Origin of the sequence: Trinickia sp. (assembly GCF_035492435.1) — a bacterium.
Taxonomy (GTDB): Bacteria; Pseudomonadota; Gammaproteobacteria; order Burkholderiales; family Burkholderiaceae; genus Trinickia.
Genome location: NZ_DATJJF010000049.1, coordinates 24,464 through 42,957, shown reverse-complemented (window position 1 = coordinate 42,957; position 18,494 = coordinate 24,464). Strand labels below are relative to the sequence as shown.

Genomic DNA, 18,494 nt, shown 5'->3' with positions numbered 1-18,494 from the left:
TCGAGCAGCGGGAAGTGACCGAACGCGAGCTGAGCATCGGCGATGGAGTAAAGCGACATAAGAAGGCGCTGCCTGAAGAATTCAGAAACGCCCATTGTACCGGCGCAAGAGGCGCCGCTGCCTCGCAAGCGATGACTCTGGTGGAATCGCGGCGAAATGCGGCCTCCCCGTGCCAGTGCCATGTGTTCGCGCGCTGGCCGAATGCAGGTGATGTAACGGGCGGCTCGCGCGGCTTTTGCTATACTCTGGCCGCACTGGCACATTCAGGCGCATCGCGCGCCGCCATCCTGTCCTCTCTCCGTAGTTCAATGGATAGAACAAGCGCCTCCTAAGCGCTAGATACAGGTTCGATTCCTGTCGGAGGGACCATCCATACGATCACAGATACGCTTGTAATTCGCCAGCCAACCCTTGCGCCGTAACAGCACACGAATCCGGCGATTGAGCAAGGCGAGTTGTTCGGATTGGCTATTGAACCAAGCGTGTCGGACCATAGGCGCCATTTTCCGGGCTGATACCAACGCCGCCGGTTGGGCATCTGTTGGCGCTGTTGGCGACCAGGCTGACCACGATGTATTTCCCCTTCGGCGCGTTGGGGATGCCCTTCATGGCTCTGGAGTTTCCTTGCTGGGCTGCATAGATCGCGAGGCAGGCAAATCCGACGACAGGTGTGGTTGAGCCCGCGCTGATCGGTTGCTCGTTGATGACGGGAAACATTTCGTAGGCGCAAGACCCGTTCCCATCGTTGAGACTGCAGGCGTCAGTGTCTTTAAAATCGCTGGCTTTCGTGCCATCTTCGATAAATAGTTGAGAACCGAGACTGACCGGAGGTGTAATCGTGGAGCCATCCACGTAGCCTTTGATCAGATTGGCGCCACCGCTGTTGCCGCTCTTTCCGTTGCTACCGCCTGTGTCCAGCGGTGTCCACTGCCCGGCATAGCAATTGTCGTCGTTGCTATAGGACGAGTTGATTTGAATCAGGTAGGGTGTGTTCAGGGTTTGCACGATCTGTTGGTCGTTTGAGCCCCACACGCTCGGGTATTGTTGGCTGAGTGTCTTTCCCGCGTCAGCGGCTGTGACGAGTTTGGGAGCGTTGTGAGTTGGATCCCACAGTTGAGACTGTAAACTCGTGAACAGACACTGGCTGATCGCCATCGGGAAAGTATGCCCCTCTGCGGTGTACCCGCCCGTTGCCACTGCGCTGGCCTTGACCCCCAGTGAGTCGATTCCGACGAACGCGCCGAAGACGAGGTGCAGCGGCCCGTTATTGACGCCATCGGCTTCGCTGATCGTGACTTTGACCGCCGGAAGTTGACTCGCACTCGGCGTTAGGGGTGGCGCTGTCAAACCGCTGGTGGGGTTGGACGGATCCCAGCCCCCGACCGCCACTTGCCCCGTCTTCAGCGTGACGTTGGTTGCGGCATTTAGCCCGACTTCAGACGCGGCCATCGCAGCCGCCGTGTTGAAGTCCGGTCCGCTCGCCGTGGCGTTGCCACATGCGTTATTGGGATTGAGACAAGCTGCCCCTGCCAGCGCCGCCGCATCGGCCGCGTTTTGCAATTCGTTGCGCACGATGTACCACCGTGCAATGTCGATTGCGAATGCGCTAATGCCGAACAGGACGAACAACAAAAAGAATGCGGTCATGATGGAGACCGCACCGCGTTGCCGGCTTCGCCCCCCTACGCCGCTCCGGTTCGTGCGGAGTACGTAACGGCGTGGCGGGATGAGGCGCTCGGACTCCACGGCCGATCTCTGTTGGCTCGTCGTTTCGCTTGTGGCGGAACACGGCGTCGACGCACTTTCTATGAAAATCATTGATACCGGAATCGCGGTGTTCGTTTCGATTTTCATGACTTCCCCGTATGCGTTCCTAATCTGCTGTTCGTGTGACTTCAATCGGCGCCAACTCTATCGAGAAGCGGATGAGCGCGCGGTTTGAAATGAATCGGTTTTGAAACGATGGGCAATGACACTGGTCGGTGTGTTGCAGGCCCGGCGCTCCGAACTCAGGCAAGGCGAGGCATCGGTGGGGTTCCATCTCGTGCGCCGAATGTCATTCTCATACGGGTATTACGTATTGGCGGCAGTCGGCATGGAGTCCCTTGCGGGATCACAGTGACATTGCTGGTCAATTAACGCGGGGAGATCATGCAGTTTCATTACCTCTGCCACATCATTCGCACCTCATGGTTGTCGTCGCCGACATCGTGAGCAAATTGTTCGGCGTATCGGCCAGAGGATTGATCGCCGTGCCCATGATCCGGTCCACGCCGAACGCAAGGCCGGTGTACGTGTAGCTCACCGTCACGGTCAGCGCATCGCCGGTAGTGGCGCAACCTGCAGGCACCGAGGCCCAGGGCGTGCCCTTCGCGCCCAAGCTGATCAGGTTTGGCGCGAGGTTGTTCGTCGCGTTGCTTTGGATCGTGCTGGCCGACAGATAGTTGGGCGACGTGGGGTTGTAGACGATGCCCGCCCGTGCCGCTTCCCGGCTGGCATTGGTGATGACAGCTTTATCGTAAAGGATGAGGCCAAATTCGACGATGCCGAAGACCAGCAGCAGCAACAGGGGCAGCACGATGGCGAACTCCACCAGCGCTGCTCCAGATTGGTGTCGTCGTGCGCCTGCGCCCGACAAGCGGTGCCGTGACGCTTTCGCCATTGCTCGCGACACATGCGGCAGCACGACGTTGTCAAACGGCAATAATGGCATCGGCGGCAATATGTCCAATTGCTGTGATCCGCCCTTTGCACGGGAAATCATGCCGTTGTCACGCGCACATGCGTCCATCAACTGCTCCCCGATATTCGTTAGAGTTTTCGGACGGCGCGCGTTGTATTGGCTTTCGCTTTCTCGCATCCGAGTCCGTGCGCGCTTCCGAGCCCAACAACGCAGGGATCGTGCCAATTCGGCAAACCCGCGGCACGGCGTGGATGTGGGCGCCACAAGCGTGCGCGCGTCATCAACGGCACGTGATCATGTTTCACATTTGAAACCGCGATTGTTGTGATTTATTAGGAGTTGCTTGATCGCCCCCAAACGCGATATCCCCAATCGCGGAGGCTGTCATGCCATTAATCGAGACCATCCTTTCCGGGAAAATCGTTCAGGCTCAGAACGTGCTCGGACATTGAATCGAAGCGATTTTCAAACGAATCCAACTGGGGGAGAAAACGTGAAACTGTTACCGCTTCTCGTCGTCACCGTCACTGTCATGTCCGCCTGTGCGAACCAGCCGGTGTCGTCGGACACTCGATCTGTCGGACAAAGTCAGCAGCCTCCCGCCGTAGTCGCGCAATGCATCGCGCAGAAATGGGCGGACCAATCGCAACAGCGAGTTATCTCGCAAGTGGTTCTGGCGAACAATCAGGCAATGGACGTCTATGCGCCTGGCCAGCAGCCTCCGAATGGCGCTGCGGCCGTCGTGCGACCCGCGTGGACGGCCAACAATAAGACGTGGGTCGGCTTCCGCGCGAGTGGGGGGGCCGGGGGGGCTGGCAGCGACACGACCGGCGATATCAGTCCATGCCTCTAGCACCCCATGCAGACTCTGCATCAAGGCGTGAGCTGACTGACCTCTCTTGGCCGGCCGACACGCGCCCGACGCTTTCGGCCGGGTTCGCCCGCCAAGCGACATTCAAGCGAAAGCGTTGAACAACCGCCGGTCGCAAATCAGTCGGCACTCAACCGTGTCGATGTCTTGCGTGGGTATTAACGCCATTCGTCCATTAAACGGACTTTGACCTTCTTGCCTTTGACCTTGCCTGCGTTGAGCTTACGCAGCGCATCGCGCGCGATGCTGCGCTCAACCGCGATGTACGTCGAAAACTCGGTCACGTTGATCTTGCCGATTTGCACACCGCTAAAGCCCGCTTCACCCGTCAGGGCGCCAAGCACATCGCCGGGACGAATCTTGTCCTTGCGTCCAGCGAGCATCTGCAACGTTTCCATCGGCGGCAACAACAGTGCATCGCCTCCGGCTTTGAGCTCGACGAGCGCATGCCATTCGAGATCGCGCCCTTGCGCCTGCTCGATGCCGCCAACGCGCCCCATCTCGTTCATGCTCGCCAGGCTCAGCGCCCAGCCGTCCTGATCCGCACGGCCCGTGCGGCCGATGCGATGCACGTGCAGTTGGGGATCAGGCGTCACATCGACGTTAATTACCGCTTCGAGTTGCGCGAAGTCGAGACCACGCGCGGCAAGGTCAGTGGCGACAAGTACCGAACAGCTGCGATTCGCAAACTGGATCAGCACCTGATCGCGTTCGCGCTGATCGAGTTCACCATGCAACGCGCGCGCGCGAAAACCCTGCGCGAGCAGCACGTCGAGCAGATCGCGGCATTGCTGTTTCGTGTTGCAAAACGCAACCGTGCTCACGGGACGATAGTGATTCAGCAATAGGCCGACTGCGTGCAGCCGCTCATCTTCAGTCACTTCATAGAAGCGCTGACGAATCTTACTGTCGTCGTGACGCTCTTCGAGCCTCACCTCTTTCGGGTTGCGCAAGAACCGCTGGCTCAGTTTGGCAATGCCCTCCGGGTACGTCGCAGAGAACAGCAACGTTTGGCGCTCCTTCGGACATTGACGCGCAACCGTCTCGATATCGTCGTAGAACCCCATGTCGAGCATCCGGTCTGCTTCATCGAGCACGAGCGTATTCAATGCGCCGAGGGCGAGGTTGCCGCGCTCGAGATGGTCCATGATGCGCCCAGGTGTACCGACGACGATATGCGCGCCATGTTCGAGGCTCGCAGTCTGTGGCGCCATCGGCGTGCCGCCACACAGCGTGAGCACCTTGATGTTCTCCTCGGCCCGCGCGAGGCGGCGGATTTCTTGCGTAACCTGATCAGCAAGTTCACGCGTCGGACACAGGACCATCGCTTGCACGTCAAAGCGCCGCACGTCGAGCCGTGCGAGCAGTGCGAGCGAGAATGCCACTGTCTTGCCGCTTCCGGTCTTCGCCTGCGCGATCAAATCGTGACCCGCGAGCGCAATGGGCAGGCTCGCCGCCTGTATCGGCGTCATGTCGGCATAACCGAGCTGCGTGAGGTTGGCGAGCGTGGCAGGAGCGAGTGAAAGTTCGCTAAAGGGCGTGGCAGTGGGTTTGTTTGTCATTTCGTAGCGTCGGATCAGATGAGCGGGCGGCCTTCGATCTGCTTGTGGACGATCGTGCCGTCGTCGGCGTCGAACTGGTCGACATTGATAGAAGCGCCCTGATGCCGCATCGGCACCAGGTGTGTGGAAAGGCCGGTGGCGAACGCTTAGCGGGCAGCGTCGCCGCCGCCAACTGTGGAAACGCCGACTAGCTACGCCAGTGCCGCGAAAGCCGCCTTGGCGGAAGCGGGCGATTATGCGCTAACTCCGGCCAATTGGCTAGCAAGGACTCCTATTGGCGGCGATCTTTCCGTCGTTTCACTCGATGGATAGCGCGTGTATAGTGGGGCATCCGTTGGCTCGCCGGAGGAAATTGTCATACCCGCAGCGGATATCCAAGCACGCGCGAGATCGGGCCACCCCCGCCCATGCGGCTGTTACGTCCAGTCAGACAGAACGGCAGTCGAAAGTGACCAAAGCAGAACGCTCATCCGATGAACGCCGGACGTTGCCGGAGCAGTCAATGAAAATCGACCGAAATTCCGTTCCTCATTACCTGGTTATCCGTACTGGCTGTTCACCCTACGTCTTGAATGCTGATCGCCTGTTGCTTCGTCGTGACGCAAGTCGCCATTTGTGCGCGTTCGCCAAGGCACGCGGCAAGCCGACGTCCATCGAGGGCGTGCATTGGGACGATTTCGCCGAGACCGAAGGCATCTCGATGATCGAACGTCAGCGCGCGTGTTTCTATGCCTTGGTCCGAGGAAATGAGACCGAGCACCAACTGCGGTTGTTGACTTCCCTGTGACGTCGTAAGGCCACGCTCGCGTCGGCACAACGCTATGGCGGGAGGGATTTGAGCAGCGGCGAAGGGAATCAGAACCGGGCACAATTCAGCGCTGCCGCTCTTCCATGTCGTCGTCAACTCGAACCGGCGGCGCCGTCGGTACGGTAAACCGAACAGCCGTCCCGTAGGGTACGCGCGGCGACATCCACAAGCGCCCGCCGTGGGCGTCGATGATCGACCGGCAGATCGAGAGCCCCATGCCCATACCGCTGGGCTTCGTCGTGAAGAAGGAGTCGAAGACGCGGTCCGCGATCACCGGGTCGAGCCCCGTGCCAGTATCGTCGATTTCCACGAGCACCCCGCCCGATTCGACGGGTTTCGAGGCCAAGGTCAGCACCTTCGGGCGATCCGTGACCGCGTGCATAGCTTCAATCCCGTTCGTGACCAAGTTCAGCAACACTTGCTGCAACTGAACCCGATCGCCGAAGACCAGCCGAACCTCGGCGGACAGCTCGGTGTGAAGCACAACGCCATGGCGCTGCAAGTCGCTGCGGGTGAGTGCCAGCACTTCCTGGATGGCGCCGTTGATGTCGAGCTGGGCCCGGTGCGCCCCGGATTTCATAGCGAGCGCTCTAATCCCGTGGATCACGTTGCCCGCCCTCTTGCCACACACGAGGATCGACTCCATGGCTCGGCGCGCCTCGTCCAGATCGGGAGTTTGACGATTCAGCCAGCGCAGGCCGGCCTCCGCGCAGGCGACAATCGCGCCGAGCGGCTGGTTGATCTCGTGGGCGATGGAGGCGACGAGTTCGCCCATCGTCGTCAGCCGCGCCACGCGGGCAAGCTCCGCCTGGGCGCTTCTGAGCGCCTCTTCCGCGTGCCTTCGCTCGGTGATGTCCATGACCGTGCCAACGAATTCAACCTCACCGGCCTCGGTGATGTCGGGCAGGCCCACGCTTTGTACGTGCTTGACCGCCCCGCCGGGCAGAACGATTCGATACTCATGTTGGAATCGGCTTCGATTGCGCACGGCCCGGTCGAGGGCTTGCTCGAGCGAAGGCTGATCGTCGGTGTGAATCCGCTCCATGAATGTCGCGTAGGAGGGCTGCGTGGTGGCCGGATCGAAATCGAAGATGCGGAAGTGCTCATCGGACCAAGCCACCTCACCCGTCCCGACCTTCCAGCGCCAGCTGCCAGTGTGGCTGATCTGCTGCGCTTCGGTGAGCGAAGCTTCGCTTCGCCGCAGATCGTCTTCGGCCCGTTTCCGTTCGGTAATGTCCACCGCGACTCCGGCAAAGAGCGGTGTGCTCCCCCCAACCGGGATAGCGATGACGCTCAATTCCGCCCAAGTCACACCGCCATCCTTACGTCGATAGCGCTTCTCGATAGTCCGAATGTTGGACTCACTCATGGCAAGCGCCGCGACGATCGCGTCGGTGGCGGCACGGTCGTCCTCGTGAGTGATGTCGGCGGGCGAGCAGTTCCGGAGTTCCGCCTCGGAGTAGCCGGTCATTCTCTGGAAAGCCGGGTTTGCCGCAACGTAGCGCCCGTGCAGACCAATCAAGGCGACGCCGACCGGGTCGTGCTCGAAGAGAGCACGCCAGCGCTCTTCACTCGCACGCAGCGCATCTTCGGCCTTCTGTCGGACGCGAATTTCATTGGTCAGTTCGCTATAAAGACGAGCGTTCTCGATGGAGATCGCGGCCTGGGACGACAGCAGATTCAGCACTGAGATCCGGGCGGGCGTGAATACACGCGATGCCAGGTCGTTCTCGAGATATAACACGCCGATAAGCTTGGCCTGTTTCACCAAGGGTAGACAGAGGACTGACCGGGCATGCCTTTGACGGAAGTACTCATCCGCTGAGAACGGATTCTGGGCCGCGGCATCGTCCAGAATCACACTCTCCCTTGTTCGGATTGCGTAATGGAGCACGGATTCGGGAAGCTCGGAAGGCGTCACCGCCGCCCGCCGCAACGAGACCTCGACGTTGCCGCGGCGCGTCGTCGCCTCCGCCTCGATCCGCGGTTCGTCGCCGGGGAACAGGATGAGCACACCCCGCGCGGCACCGGCATGCTCGATCGCGATCCGCATAAGGCTCTCGATGAGTTGGTCGAGAACGATCTCACTGGAGAGCACCTGGGAAGCCTTGACTACTGCCTCGACCTCCAACTGCTCGACTGGGCCGCCGAAAGTAGCGGTGCTGGACGATGCCGGGATCGGCTTTTCGCGCAGCTGCGGATGGAGCAGCTCAAGCTGCCGAACCTTGCCCTCGGCACCCCAGACGAGATAACAGTGCCGGGCATTTCGGAGATACGTCTGTGCGATCGTCTCAAGCCCGCGCGCCGCATAGAACCGTGCAGCGAGTTCATTGGCGACGCCCTCGTTCTGAATGAATCCCTGCTGGTGGGCCAATCGAATGGCATCTTCATAGAGGCGTTCCGCATCGAGATGCTCGCCTTCGATGCGGGCGACTTCCGCATCGACCAACGTCGCCGCGCTCTCGAAGGTGTCGGGGCAGTTCACGGCCCACTCTCGGAGCTGTCGCCGATGCTCGATGATGCGCGCATGCCACTCGCCGTGCTGCTCCGGCGCAATGGTCTCGGCGAGCGAAAGGAGCGTGAGCGCCGAATAAAAATGATAGTCCAACACCTGGATCTCTCCAGGCGTTGCCCATAGTAATTGCTTCGCCTTCTCGACTGCTTCAAGAGCCCGTCCGTACTCACCGGATAAAAAGAGCGCTCCGATTTTGAGAATCCGATACCAGCAAACCATCGTGGTCATCCGATCCGCCGTGAGCGCAGCCTCAAAGGCGGATTCGTCGAACTCCGCGTCACTGAATGTGGATAGGCTCGAGGTCTTGCCGCGCAGGGCAGCAACGAAGCGCTGTTGACTGACGATCAGATCGGCGCCATCGCGAAACCCGGATTGCTGGGCAAAATCCATGAATTGCGCCGACTCGCGCCACACCTCGTCCAGTGCGACGCCTGTGAGAATGCGGCGAATGATGACTTGGCACGCGCTGAAGTTGGCAAAGGCATGATCCCCCGTTTCGACAGCGGTACGAAAGGCCGTTCGGAACAAGTCGATCGACGTGTCAAGGGGCTTCATCCAAGAGACGATCAGCCCTATTGCGTACCGAACTCTCGCGGCATCGACGACGAAGCCCCACTTTTCGACGAGATCGGAGGCAAGCTTTCCAAACCGATAACCATCGTCGTATCGATTGAACGCATAACAAAGAACCCATCCGAGCCAGGCATAGCCAGTCGTCGACGCATCGGTCGTTCCACGTGTCACACTCAGGTTGACCATCTTGCAGACATGCAGATCGAACAAATTGGCGTCTGTCCAGAACGCCGGAGAAATCAGCGTTGCCAGCACCCGCATTGCGGCATGAGTTTCCGGTGAAGTCGACCTCGGCAAATCGACAAGGCTCTCAATCGACCGATCGCCCAGATGCCGCCAAATTTTCTCGTACTCAGCGTGGACCTCATGTCGACTGGGGTGAGCGGGCATTTCGATGCCGAACAGGCGCAGACACTCAAGCGCACTGTCCACGGCCTGAGAATTCTCAGACTTCACGACATGCAACTCGATCTTCAGGCGATACACCGCCGCTTTGTCGACCTTTGAGTCTGCTCTCTGGAGGAGCCCCGCGATAAGCCCTTCGGCTTCGTCGAACTGGCTGGAAAGAAACGTACACTCGGCGAGCTCGAGGGTCAGGCTGAAGGCCAAGTCGTAGCGCTTCACCCAGCCCGACGGTCCGAGCAACGCCATACCCGCGCTGAAATATCGGCATGCTGAGACGTAGGCAGTTGATGCTTTGGCCTTTCTTCCAGCGCGAAGGTTGAGATCCGCCGCCCATTCAATCTCGTTGGGATCCGTAACGAGCACGGCTCCGTGGTTGAACTGGCTCACAACCTCGAAAATATGCTCACTGAGCTTCTCATCGTTCATCGCCTCTGCGAGACAGCGGCCTATGCGCAGATGAACGGCAGCGCGCTGGTCCACGCAAATCAGTGAATAGGCAGCCTCTTGGACTCGGTCGTGCAGGAACGCGTAGCTTCCATCGAGGCGAAAGACGAGCCCCGCTCGCACGGCGTCCCACATTTGGAGATCTATCGCGCCCTCTGGCTTACCTTGAATGACAGCCAAGGAAGCAATCTCAGCCGTGTTTCCCAGACAGGCAAGCAGCTTCAATGCGTCCTGGGTTTTGTCCGACAGCCGGCTCAACTTACCCACCATGAGATCGACCACGTTATCGGTAAAACCCTTGGCCTGGATGCGCGCCAAATCCCAGTTCCAGGCCCCCTTGCTCCGGTCGAACGCGACGAGCTCATCTTCGGCCAGGGCCGAGAGGAATTGGATGACGAAGAACGGATTGCCGGCCGTCTTTTCCTGCACCATCCTCGCCAGGGGCTGGGCGCGTTCGCGCTCACAGTGCAAGGAATCGGCAATCAAGCGATCGACATCGTGCAGCGCCAAAGGCTCGAGTACGACGTTCCAGACAATTGCTCCCGATTTGCGGATCTCATCGATTGTCCGCATCAAAGGATCGAACGGGCGCACTTCGTTATCGCGATAAGCACCGACCAACAACAGGTACCGCATTTGCGGATCGGTCACGAGCTGCTCAAGGGCATCAAGCGTCGCCGCATCCAGCCATTGCAAATCGTCGAGAAACAGCACAAGCGGGTGCTCTCGTCGCGCGAACACAGCGACGAATCGCCGGAACACCGTTTGGAAGCGCTTCTGCATTTCCTGAGGCGAGAGCGCCGGAACCGCTTGCTGTTTTCCGATGATGAGCTCGAGATCGGGAACGAGATCGACAATGAGCGCACCGTTCGAGCCCAAGGCCTCCTGAAGGCTGTCGCGCCATTGCCCAAGCTCCCCGTCACTCTTGCCCAATATCAGGTGAACGAGACTTTGGAAAGCTTGCGCCAAGGTCGCATACGGAATGTCCCGCTTGTACTGGTCGAACTTGCCGGATGCGAACAGGCCACCACGCGGAACGAGCACCTTATGCAGCTCGTTCACCACCGAGGACTTGCCGATGCCGGAGTATCCAGACACGAGTACGAGCTCCGTGATGCCATGAGACACGACACGGTCGAAGGCCGCGAGCAGGGTATTAATCTCGCGCTCGCGTCCGTACAGCCTCTCCGGGATCAAGAGCCGTTCCGAAAGATCGAACGTTCCGAGTGGGAACGCGTCGATGCGGCCTTGCGCCTTCCACTCCGTGAGGCAGCGTTGGAGGTCGGCTTCAACGCCCGCGGCTGTCTGGTACCGGTCCTCTGCGATCTTGGCGAGCAGCCTCGTCACGATTGCCGAAAGAACCATCGGAATGTCTCTTGCCCTTTCGTCGGGTGGGTCAGCCTGCCGGGCAATATGGCAGTGCACCCATTCCATCGGATCGCTCGCCTTGAACGGCAGTGTGCCCGTGAGCATCTCGTAAAAGGTGACGCCCAAAGCATAGAGGTCGCTCCGGGAATCGATCGACCGATTCATCCGTCCAGTCTGTTCCGGGGCCATGTAGGCGAGCGTTCCGGCAATCGCCTCGGGCGGCTCGGGAAACCGATGCTCGCGAGGCAGCCGGGAGGCAATGCCGAACCCGGTGAGCCAGGCACTGCCGCTCGCCATGCCCACCAGAATATTGGCCGGTTTGACGTCCTTGTGGACAAGACCCCGCTCATGCACTCGGGACAACGCCCTCGTGAGTGCGATCGCGATAAGCAGAAATTCGGAGACGTCCAGCCGCCGCTCGAGGAGTCGATCGAGGGGCTCTCCACCGGGGTCCTCCAGCACCAACGTCAAGTGGTCGTTGTAGCGGGACAGCGCGATGGGCCGCACCGCCCAGGTTCCATCAAGCTCGGCTTTTAGCGCATACTCGTGCTGGAGCCGTTTCAAAGCCTCGGGCGAGGCATTTTGGGCGACGAGAAGCAGGATCGGCGACACACCATTGCCCGAGCCCCGATAGAGGGTGAAATCCCCTTCCCGCAATGCCGAGAACACGTAGCGCGAAAACTCCGTCACAAAGGTGACTCCCGAACAAGCGTAGGGTCTCGAACAGGCGCAATCCATACATACTAGTGCTTTTCCAGTTTCCTGAGGGCCGCAAACGTGCTCCCGATATCACAGGTGGCGCAGAACCTCTTTTTGGTCGATTGAACTGCTTTAAATTTCTCGATTACGGCAAGCGATCATCTGGTGCATTGCACAGTATCGCGAGATACGAAAGGAGCGGACGGTTGATATGGAGGGATTCATTCGTACTCCTAAAGGGAGCGTAGCCGACCCCCACAACGTGGAACCCATCCCTGAGGCCCACCGGGATTCGACCGGGCCGCAGCAGATGTGGATCTGGGCCGGAGCGAACATTGCGCCGATCAACTGGGCGCTCGGCGCACTTGGTATCCTCCTCGAACTTGGGCTGCGGGAGACGATCGCGGTCATCGTCGTAGGCAACCTCATTGGCTGCGCGGTTTTTGCCACCTTCACGGTGATCGGCCACAAGACCGCCGTCAATCAAATGGTGCTCAGCCGCTCGGCGTTTGGCCGGCGCGGGGCATACTTGCCGAGCGCATTGATGTTCCTTACGGCCTTAGGCTGGATCGGGGTGAGCACCTACTTCCCGGTCAAGATCGCGGCCGCCATTCTCAGCCAATTCGGAATCCCCGACACTTGGCTAACGAACCTGATCATCATCACCGCGCTGATGCTGCTGCAGGTGCTGATCGGCGTCTACGGCTTCTACGCGATTCGCACCTTCGAGAAGTACACCGCGCCATTGACCGCTGCGGTCATGGTGCTGATGAGCCTCCTGGCATGGACCCAACCCGGTATCGTCAACTGGAGGCTCGGCAGCACGCTTGCTTCGGGCGAGCACTTCGCGAGGTTGACGCTACTGATGACGGCAATCGGGGTGGGCTGGGGAATCTCCTGGGTCACCTGGGCCTCGGACTATTCGCGCTTCGTACCGCGCAGCGTCTCCTCGGCCTCCGTCTTCTGGTACAGCTATGTCGGGATGTTCGTGCCGACGGTGTGGCTGGCGATCCTCGGCGCGACCATCGCCAGCGTGACGCACGACACCGACCCAGCCAAGATGGTGAGCGCCGTGTTCGGCGGCATCACTAGCTTGATGGTGCTGCTGATGGTGCTGCACGGCCCGATCGCCACCAATATTCTCAACGTGTATTCGGCGGCGCTGGCAGCGCTCAGTGCGGGCGTCCGCGCATCGCGCATCGCGCTGGCGGTGATCACCGGAATCGTCGGATATCTGGTCACGATCTACTTCATCTTCGCGCCGTCATTCGCGAAGGCGTTCGACAATTGGATGGTCAGCCTGCTGCTATGGATGAGCCCCTGGGCGGGCATCGTGCTCGCCGACTTCTTCATCAAGCGGCGTGGCGTAATTGATGTCGCCGAGCTCTACCATTCGCCAGAGGTGAGCGCCTATGGCGACATCAACTGGGGCGCGATCATCGCATTTTTTGTGGGCTTGGCCGCGGCCTGGTCGGTGGAGGATGGGCTCGTTCCCGCGCTGCAAGGTCCGATTTCAATGAGACTGCTCGGCGGAGCGGACCTGAGCTGGCTGATCGGGATCGTCGTCGCCGGAGCCTTGTACCTGGTCATCGGCGGGCACTCGTCCCCGCGGCAGTCCAATCGTCAGATAAGCCGATAGCTCCGCGCCGGCTTGGTGAGTTCGTTCCGACGCTCAATCGGTATAACCCCTTGAAACACCGAAAGGAATCGGGGCGGTTCGAGTGCATATAATGCTTGGACGCGGATGCATTTTCCGCAGTGGGGACAAGCTTGGCGCGCTTGCATTTGGACCGGAAGACGGTTCGGTCGACGATTCTTCGCTACGGCTTCTCCGTCGTATGCGTCGGAATCGCGCTCGGGCTGGTTCTAACGTGCCAACACATCGGTTTTCAGGGCGTCGACTCCGTCCTTTTCGAGCTAGCCATTGCTGCGGCTACTTGGTTTGCAGGCGCTGGCCCGGCGTTCGTGGCCGTCGTGCTTTCGGGCATGGCATTTAGCTATTTTGTCTCCCCGCCTCTCTACACGTTCCGAATTTCGCAAGAGGATCTTCCGGCCTTCATCGCTTTTACGTTGTGGGCCGTCATAATCGCCGGCTTCCTCAGCGTTCGCCGCAGCATCGAAAACGATCTACGCCACGCCCGCGATCATCTACGCATCGAAGTCGAGCGAAGCCAGCACCGCGAGCGGGAAATCAGCAGACTTAACCTGGAACTGGCCAAGCGTGCGGAGCAGCTCCAGGCCAGCAACCAGGAGCTGGAGTCATTCGCTTATTCGGTGTCGCACGATTTGCGCGCACCGCTACGCCATGTAGTCGGGTTTTCAGAGCTACTCCAAAGGCAGGCATCCGCTTCGCTCGACGAAAAGAGTCGCCGGTACGTCAACACCATACTCGAGTCTGCGATGCGAATGGGTAATCTGATTGACGATCTATTGTCTTTTTCGAGAATTGGACGCGCCGAAACGAGAAAAAGCTCCGTCGATCTGCAACAGCTCGTCAAGGAGGTCGTTGCGGAAATCACGCAGGAGGCAAAAGGACGAGAGATCAGTTGGAAAATCGGAGCGCTACCCGTGTGCAGCGGCGATCGTTCCATGTTGAAGCTTGTCATCATTAATCTGCTCTCCAACGCAGTCAAGTTCACAAGCATGCGCGCGCGGGCTGAGATAGAAATCGGTTGCGCCGACATCGGTCAACAATGGGTGGAAGTGTTCGTCAAGGACAACGGAGCCGGCTTCGACATGCGGTACGTGCACAAGCTATTCGGTGTCTTTCAACGTCTGCACCTGCCTGAGCAGTTCGAAGGCACCGGCATAGGCCTTGCAATCGTTCAGCGCATCGTCTTGCGCCATGGCGGCAAAGTGCGCGCCGAAGGCGCAGTGGACGGGGGTGCCACGTTTTATTTTTCACTGCCGCACGCAACGGCTGCGGACAAGTCATGAATGACCACCAATCCCAACTGCGCGCATTCCCATAGGTCGAGCTTCGGCCAATAGTCGCCGCCGAAATCAAAATAGCTCGTCTAAATGGCTGCCCTTTCGCCACTCACGAAAATCGAAGATGCGCAGGCCCTTGTAGACGCTAACGTGGACTGTCAGCGGGTTAGAGTTCAGCGCCAAAATCTCAGCGGCCATCCGTATTTCGTGTTTGCCATCGCCTGGAAGCGTCTCGCTTTCCATTTCATCAGAATCCGGCGATTGCCAAACAAACGAAAACGAGCAAGACCTACAGCCCCGTGCTGTCCAATGAGCGCTTTACACTCGATCCAAAAATATCTTTTTCTCGTTTAAGCGGGGGATTTTCTCGCCCGCAACTGTTGCGCGTGCACGACGTCATGAAAGCAATGCGGCGTTCGCTTCCATCGCCTCTTTGGCTGGAACGTGCGCCCCAGACTGGCTTCTCGCGAGATTGTTACCAGCATGACAAGTCGTTCAATTTTTTGAAAGACACTCTTTCAGTACAGGCGCAACGACCCAGGAATCTTCGTATCTATACTGCGGCTGCCTTGTATTTGGCAATATGAAATTTACTTTTACCAGAAATACCTAAGCTTTTGATGGGGAGTTCTATGAAGTTCAAGAGTTTGACCATTGCAACGCTCGCGCTGTTCGCGGGTGCAGCCCACGCACAAAGCAGCGTCACGCTGTACGGCCTCATCGACGCGGGCGTCGCCTACACGAACAGCGTGAAGACCCCCACCGGGGGTGCCAGCGAATTCCAAATGGCTTCCGGACTCGTGAGCACCTCGCGCTGGGGCCTCAGGGGCAGTGAGGATCTCGGCGGTGGCCTGCATGCCGTGTTTCAGTTGGAAAACGGCTTCATGGTCAACAACGGCACGTTCAAGAACGGCGGCGACGAGTTCGGCCGTCAAGCTTGGGTAGGCCTGAGCTCCGATAAGTTCGGTACGCTCACGATGGGCCGTCAATACGACTTCACCGTTGACTATGTCCAAGCGTTGAGCGCGACGGGCAGCGGCTGGGGTGGTAACCTTGCCGCCCATCCGTTCGACAACGACAACATGGACAACGACCAGCGTCTGAACAATTCGGTCAAGTTCAGCAGCGCAACATACGCTGGCTTCCAGGTCGGCGCGATGTATGCATTCTCGAACGACGCGGGCCAATTCAGTAACAACAACGCGTATGCCTTCGGCGCCAGGTATGCGAACGGCCCGATCACCGCCGCAGCTTCGTACCTGCAAATCAACCGTAGCCCCACCGCCCAGAACCTGACCGGCGCAGCGAGCACCGGCGATAGCGACTGGCTGGCGTACGGCGGCGAACAACAAATCTGGACCGCCGCGGCCCAGTACAAGTTCGCCAACAACGCGTCGGTCGGCGTCGTCTATAGCCATTCGGTCACTTACGACATCGGCAACAATGGCTCACCGAGCCTGTTGGGGAACTCGGCCCCCCTCGTTGGCGGCTCGATGAAGTTCGACAACTTCGAGATCAACGGTCGCTATTTTGTGCGTCCCGATTTCTCGCTGGGTGCAGCCTACACGTACACGATGGGTGCGTTTTCGGGCGGACCGGGGTACGCAGCAGCTGACCCGCATTGGAACCAGGTTACGGTTCAGGCCGATTACCTGCTTTCCCGTAGTACCGACATCTACCTGATGGGCGTTTATCAGCACGTCGCTGGTGGCAACGGCAACCAAGCATTCAACGCTGGCGTCTACAACATGACGCAATCGTCGGGTAACACGCAGGTGGTTGCAGCAGTTGGCATGCGTCATCGCTTCTAACCTCTCGGCTAGAGCTACGTAAAACGTAGACCGTTTGAAGGGTGCCGACAGCCGCCCTTCAGTATCGGTTGAGTATCTGCCCGCATGCCCCAACAATCGTTGGGCATGCGGGCAGCGCAGTATCCATCCATACATACGGATCACAAATTAGGGTCGCACCCCTATACGACCGACAAGTACCTCGCGGTAGACGCAATGTTCATTGATCACAGGGTCGCGCACGGCCTTGCGAAGATTGCTCTCGATACAGGACGAGTGACCACGCAAGAGTGCGATAGCGAATTGTTTGCCATCGTCAGGAACGTCCTGCGGGCAACAAAAATGCGCGGCAACGCTCGTGAAGCGCGTCGCGTCGTCGTCCCGCGGCTTTTGAAGGCGCTTGACGGAGACGATATGTGGGCTGAACCCGACATGGAAGGTGGCGCTGCCCGCGTGAATTGCCTCAGGGTCATCAAGAGCGCAGACCTCGGCTTGTGGGCCATCCTTTATGTAATCGATGCGGTCTCGACGGAGATCACAAAGACCGTTCTGCTCGAGATAGCGCCACACGCTATCGCACGCTGCATGCAGCGCAACGGGACAGACAAAATGAGTGGCATTCTTCCCGAGCTGCTCGCGGCGGTCACCATGGTGAATGTGGTGCGACGCCAAGCTTTCAAAGAGAACTGGTTACAAGTGGGGCTGCCAACGCCGCTTGGCGTCTTTGTGGGCGAAGTCAACGCCGGGGTGCCTGTCATGCGAACCTACTTGAAGCTCTGGGAGAGTGGACCGCCGTCGCGCTGGAAAGCCTACCAGAAGGTCTTCCACCCGATGCCCAGCGAGTGGGATCGAATCGCTTCCCGTGAATACGCCGAGAGGATGAGCCACTGGCTCGATACGAACGAACCGCTATCGTTGCGGTGCCCTTTCCTGCTCGAATCGCCACGTGAGCTCGAAGACCCCATCGAGGAGCGATGGAGAGCGGCACGCGCCGCCCAGCGTGAAATGGAAGTGGCTAGCGCTGATGAACATGCGCCGACGAGTGCATTCAGGACACAGTAACCTGCGCCGTCGCGTCAGTGCGGACGTTGCGATCACGTCGAACCTGTAGCGGGGCACGCAACCGCGTCCCATTGCGGCCATCGCCTCCGCTACGCGTTACATCGATCGACGCTCAATGATTGTCAGCGCGAGCTGCCACCCAGTCCATCAACGCAAACAGCAGCCCCGACACGACAAACGTGACATGAAGAATCACGAGCCAGCGAATGCGGGTCTCGTCGATTGCGACGCCCGGTTCCGTCAGCTTCATGAACGCGCGCAACAGCGACACCGCCGAAATCGCGACGATCGAACCAATCAACTTCATCTTGAGACCCGAGAAATCGAGCGTGCCCATCCAATGGGGGCGATCCTCGCTTGTCCCCGTGTCGATCTTCGAGACGAAGTTCTCGTAGCCCGAGAACATCACGATTACGACAAGATTGCCGGCCAATGAAAGATCGATCAGCGTCAGGACGGCCAGAATGATTTGCTCAGGTGTCGCCGTAAAAATGTCGGGAAGCACATGAGCGAGATCCATGACGAATGCCACGAGCAGCATGACCAGCGACAGCACCAGCCCGAAATAAAAAGGCGCCAGCAGCCACCGGGAGTTGAACAGGATGCGCTCGAGCAGGAGTTCCAGAGGTCTTCTTTCGTGCATAGGCGGCCCATTTTCGATTGCGGACAGGGCGCCGGCCCAACGGCGAGCACGGCGCGCGTGCTCGTCACACCCGCGCGATGCCGCAGGTGCGCAATGTCCTTCGCGCAGACTTGGACTCGGCGATGCGCAATTGTAGCCGC

General features: G+C 59.3%; 13 protein-coding genes and 1 tRNA gene. 8 read left to right on the top strand and 6 right to left on the bottom strand.

Translation table 11 applies throughout. The features are described 5' to 3' along the window. Positions 1 to 294: 294 nt before the first annotated feature. Positions 295 to 369: transfer RNA gene (locus VL598_RS04390), tRNA-Arg, on the top strand. A 99-nt stretch (positions 370 to 468) separates the two neighbouring features. On the opposite strand, the gene VL598_RS04385 is transcribed toward VL598_RS04390, so the two are convergent. Continuing rightward, positions 469 to 1,818: a pilus assembly protein TadG-related protein gene (locus VL598_RS04385; RefSeq protein WP_325325477.1), complete on the bottom strand. Its 1,350-nt coding sequence runs from the start codon at positions 1,816 to 1,818 to the stop codon at positions 469 to 471. 151 nt (positions 1,819 to 1,969) lie between these two features. Between VL598_RS04385 and VL598_RS04380 the strand changes: the two genes are divergently transcribed. Further along, entirely contained in the window at positions 1,970 to 2,122 is a 153-nt protein-coding gene (locus VL598_RS04380) for a hypothetical protein (protein ID WP_325325474.1), read from the top strand. A gap of 54 nt (positions 2,123 to 2,176) precedes the next feature. Here the strand turns inward: VL598_RS04380 and VL598_RS04375 are convergent, their stop codons facing one another. Next, positions 2,177 to 2,593: a TadE/TadG family type IV pilus assembly protein gene (locus tag VL598_RS04375; protein ID WP_325325473.1), complete on the bottom strand. Its 417-nt coding sequence runs from the start codon at positions 2,591 to 2,593 to the stop codon at positions 2,177 to 2,179. Between the two features lie 583 nt (positions 2,594 to 3,176). Between VL598_RS04375 and VL598_RS04370 the strand changes: the two genes are divergently transcribed. Then, positions 3,177 to 3,536, top strand: a complete 360-nt coding sequence (locus VL598_RS04370; protein WP_325325472.1) for a hypothetical protein — start codon at positions 3,177 to 3,179, stop codon at positions 3,534 to 3,536. A gap of 176 nt (positions 3,537 to 3,712) precedes the next feature. On the opposite strand, the gene dbpA is transcribed toward VL598_RS04370, so the two are convergent. Then, on the bottom strand, positions 3,713 to 5,116 hold the full coding sequence (gene dbpA, locus VL598_RS04365) for an ATP-dependent RNA helicase DbpA (protein WP_325325471.1): 1,404 nt from the start codon (positions 5,114 to 5,116) through the stop codon (positions 3,713 to 3,715). Between the two features lie 502 nt (positions 5,117 to 5,618). On the opposite strand from dbpA, the gene VL598_RS04360 reads away from it, so the two are divergent. Next, positions 5,619 to 5,903, top strand: coding sequence for a hypothetical protein (locus tag VL598_RS04360; protein WP_325325470.1), 285 nt, complete (start codon positions 5,619 to 5,621; stop codon positions 5,901 to 5,903). A gap of 85 nt (positions 5,904 to 5,988) precedes the next feature. Here VL598_RS04360 and VL598_RS04355 read toward each other — a convergent pair whose 3' ends face one another. After that, positions 5,989 to 11,919 carry an AAA family ATPase gene (locus VL598_RS04355; RefSeq protein ID WP_325325469.1) on the bottom strand — a complete coding sequence of 1,977 codons (5,931 nt, stop codon included), beginning with the start codon at positions 11,917 to 11,919 and terminating at the stop codon, positions 5,989 to 5,991. A 271-nt stretch (positions 11,920 to 12,190) separates the two neighbouring features. Between VL598_RS04355 and VL598_RS04350 the strand changes: the two genes are divergently transcribed. Beyond that, positions 12,191 to 13,567, top strand: a complete 1,377-nt coding sequence (locus VL598_RS04350) for a cytosine permease (RefSeq protein WP_325325468.1) — start codon at positions 12,191 to 12,193, stop codon at positions 13,565 to 13,567. Between the two features lie 146 nt (positions 13,568 to 13,713). Beyond that, positions 13,714 to 14,865, top strand: coding sequence for an ATP-binding protein (locus tag VL598_RS04345; protein WP_325325467.1), 1,152 nt, complete (start codon positions 13,714 to 13,716; stop codon positions 14,863 to 14,865). A 66-nt stretch (positions 14,866 to 14,931) separates the two neighbouring features. Here the strand turns inward: VL598_RS04345 and VL598_RS04340 are convergent, their stop codons facing one another. Continuing rightward, positions 14,932 to 15,102 carry a hypothetical protein gene (locus VL598_RS04340; protein ID WP_325325466.1) on the bottom strand — a complete coding sequence of 57 codons (171 nt, stop codon included), beginning with the start codon at positions 15,100 to 15,102 and terminating at the stop codon, positions 14,932 to 14,934. A 389-nt stretch (positions 15,103 to 15,491) separates the two neighbouring features. Between VL598_RS04340 and VL598_RS04335 the strand changes: the two genes are divergently transcribed. Continuing rightward, positions 15,492 to 16,670, top strand: a complete 1,179-nt coding sequence (locus tag VL598_RS04335) for a porin (protein WP_325325465.1) — start codon at positions 15,492 to 15,494, stop codon at positions 16,668 to 16,670. A 393-nt stretch (positions 16,671 to 17,063) separates the two neighbouring features. Further along, positions 17,064 to 17,711 carry a hypothetical protein gene (locus tag VL598_RS04330; RefSeq protein WP_325325464.1) on the top strand — a complete coding sequence of 216 codons (648 nt, stop codon included), beginning with the start codon at positions 17,064 to 17,066 and terminating at the stop codon, positions 17,709 to 17,711. Between the two features lie 112 nt (positions 17,712 to 17,823). Here the strand turns inward: VL598_RS04330 and VL598_RS04325 are convergent, their stop codons facing one another. Beyond that, positions 17,824 to 18,354 carry a TIGR00645 family protein gene (locus VL598_RS04325; RefSeq protein WP_325325463.1) on the bottom strand — a complete coding sequence of 177 codons (531 nt, stop codon included), beginning with the start codon at positions 18,352 to 18,354 and terminating at the stop codon, positions 17,824 to 17,826. Positions 18,355 to 18,494: the final 140 nt, after the last annotated feature.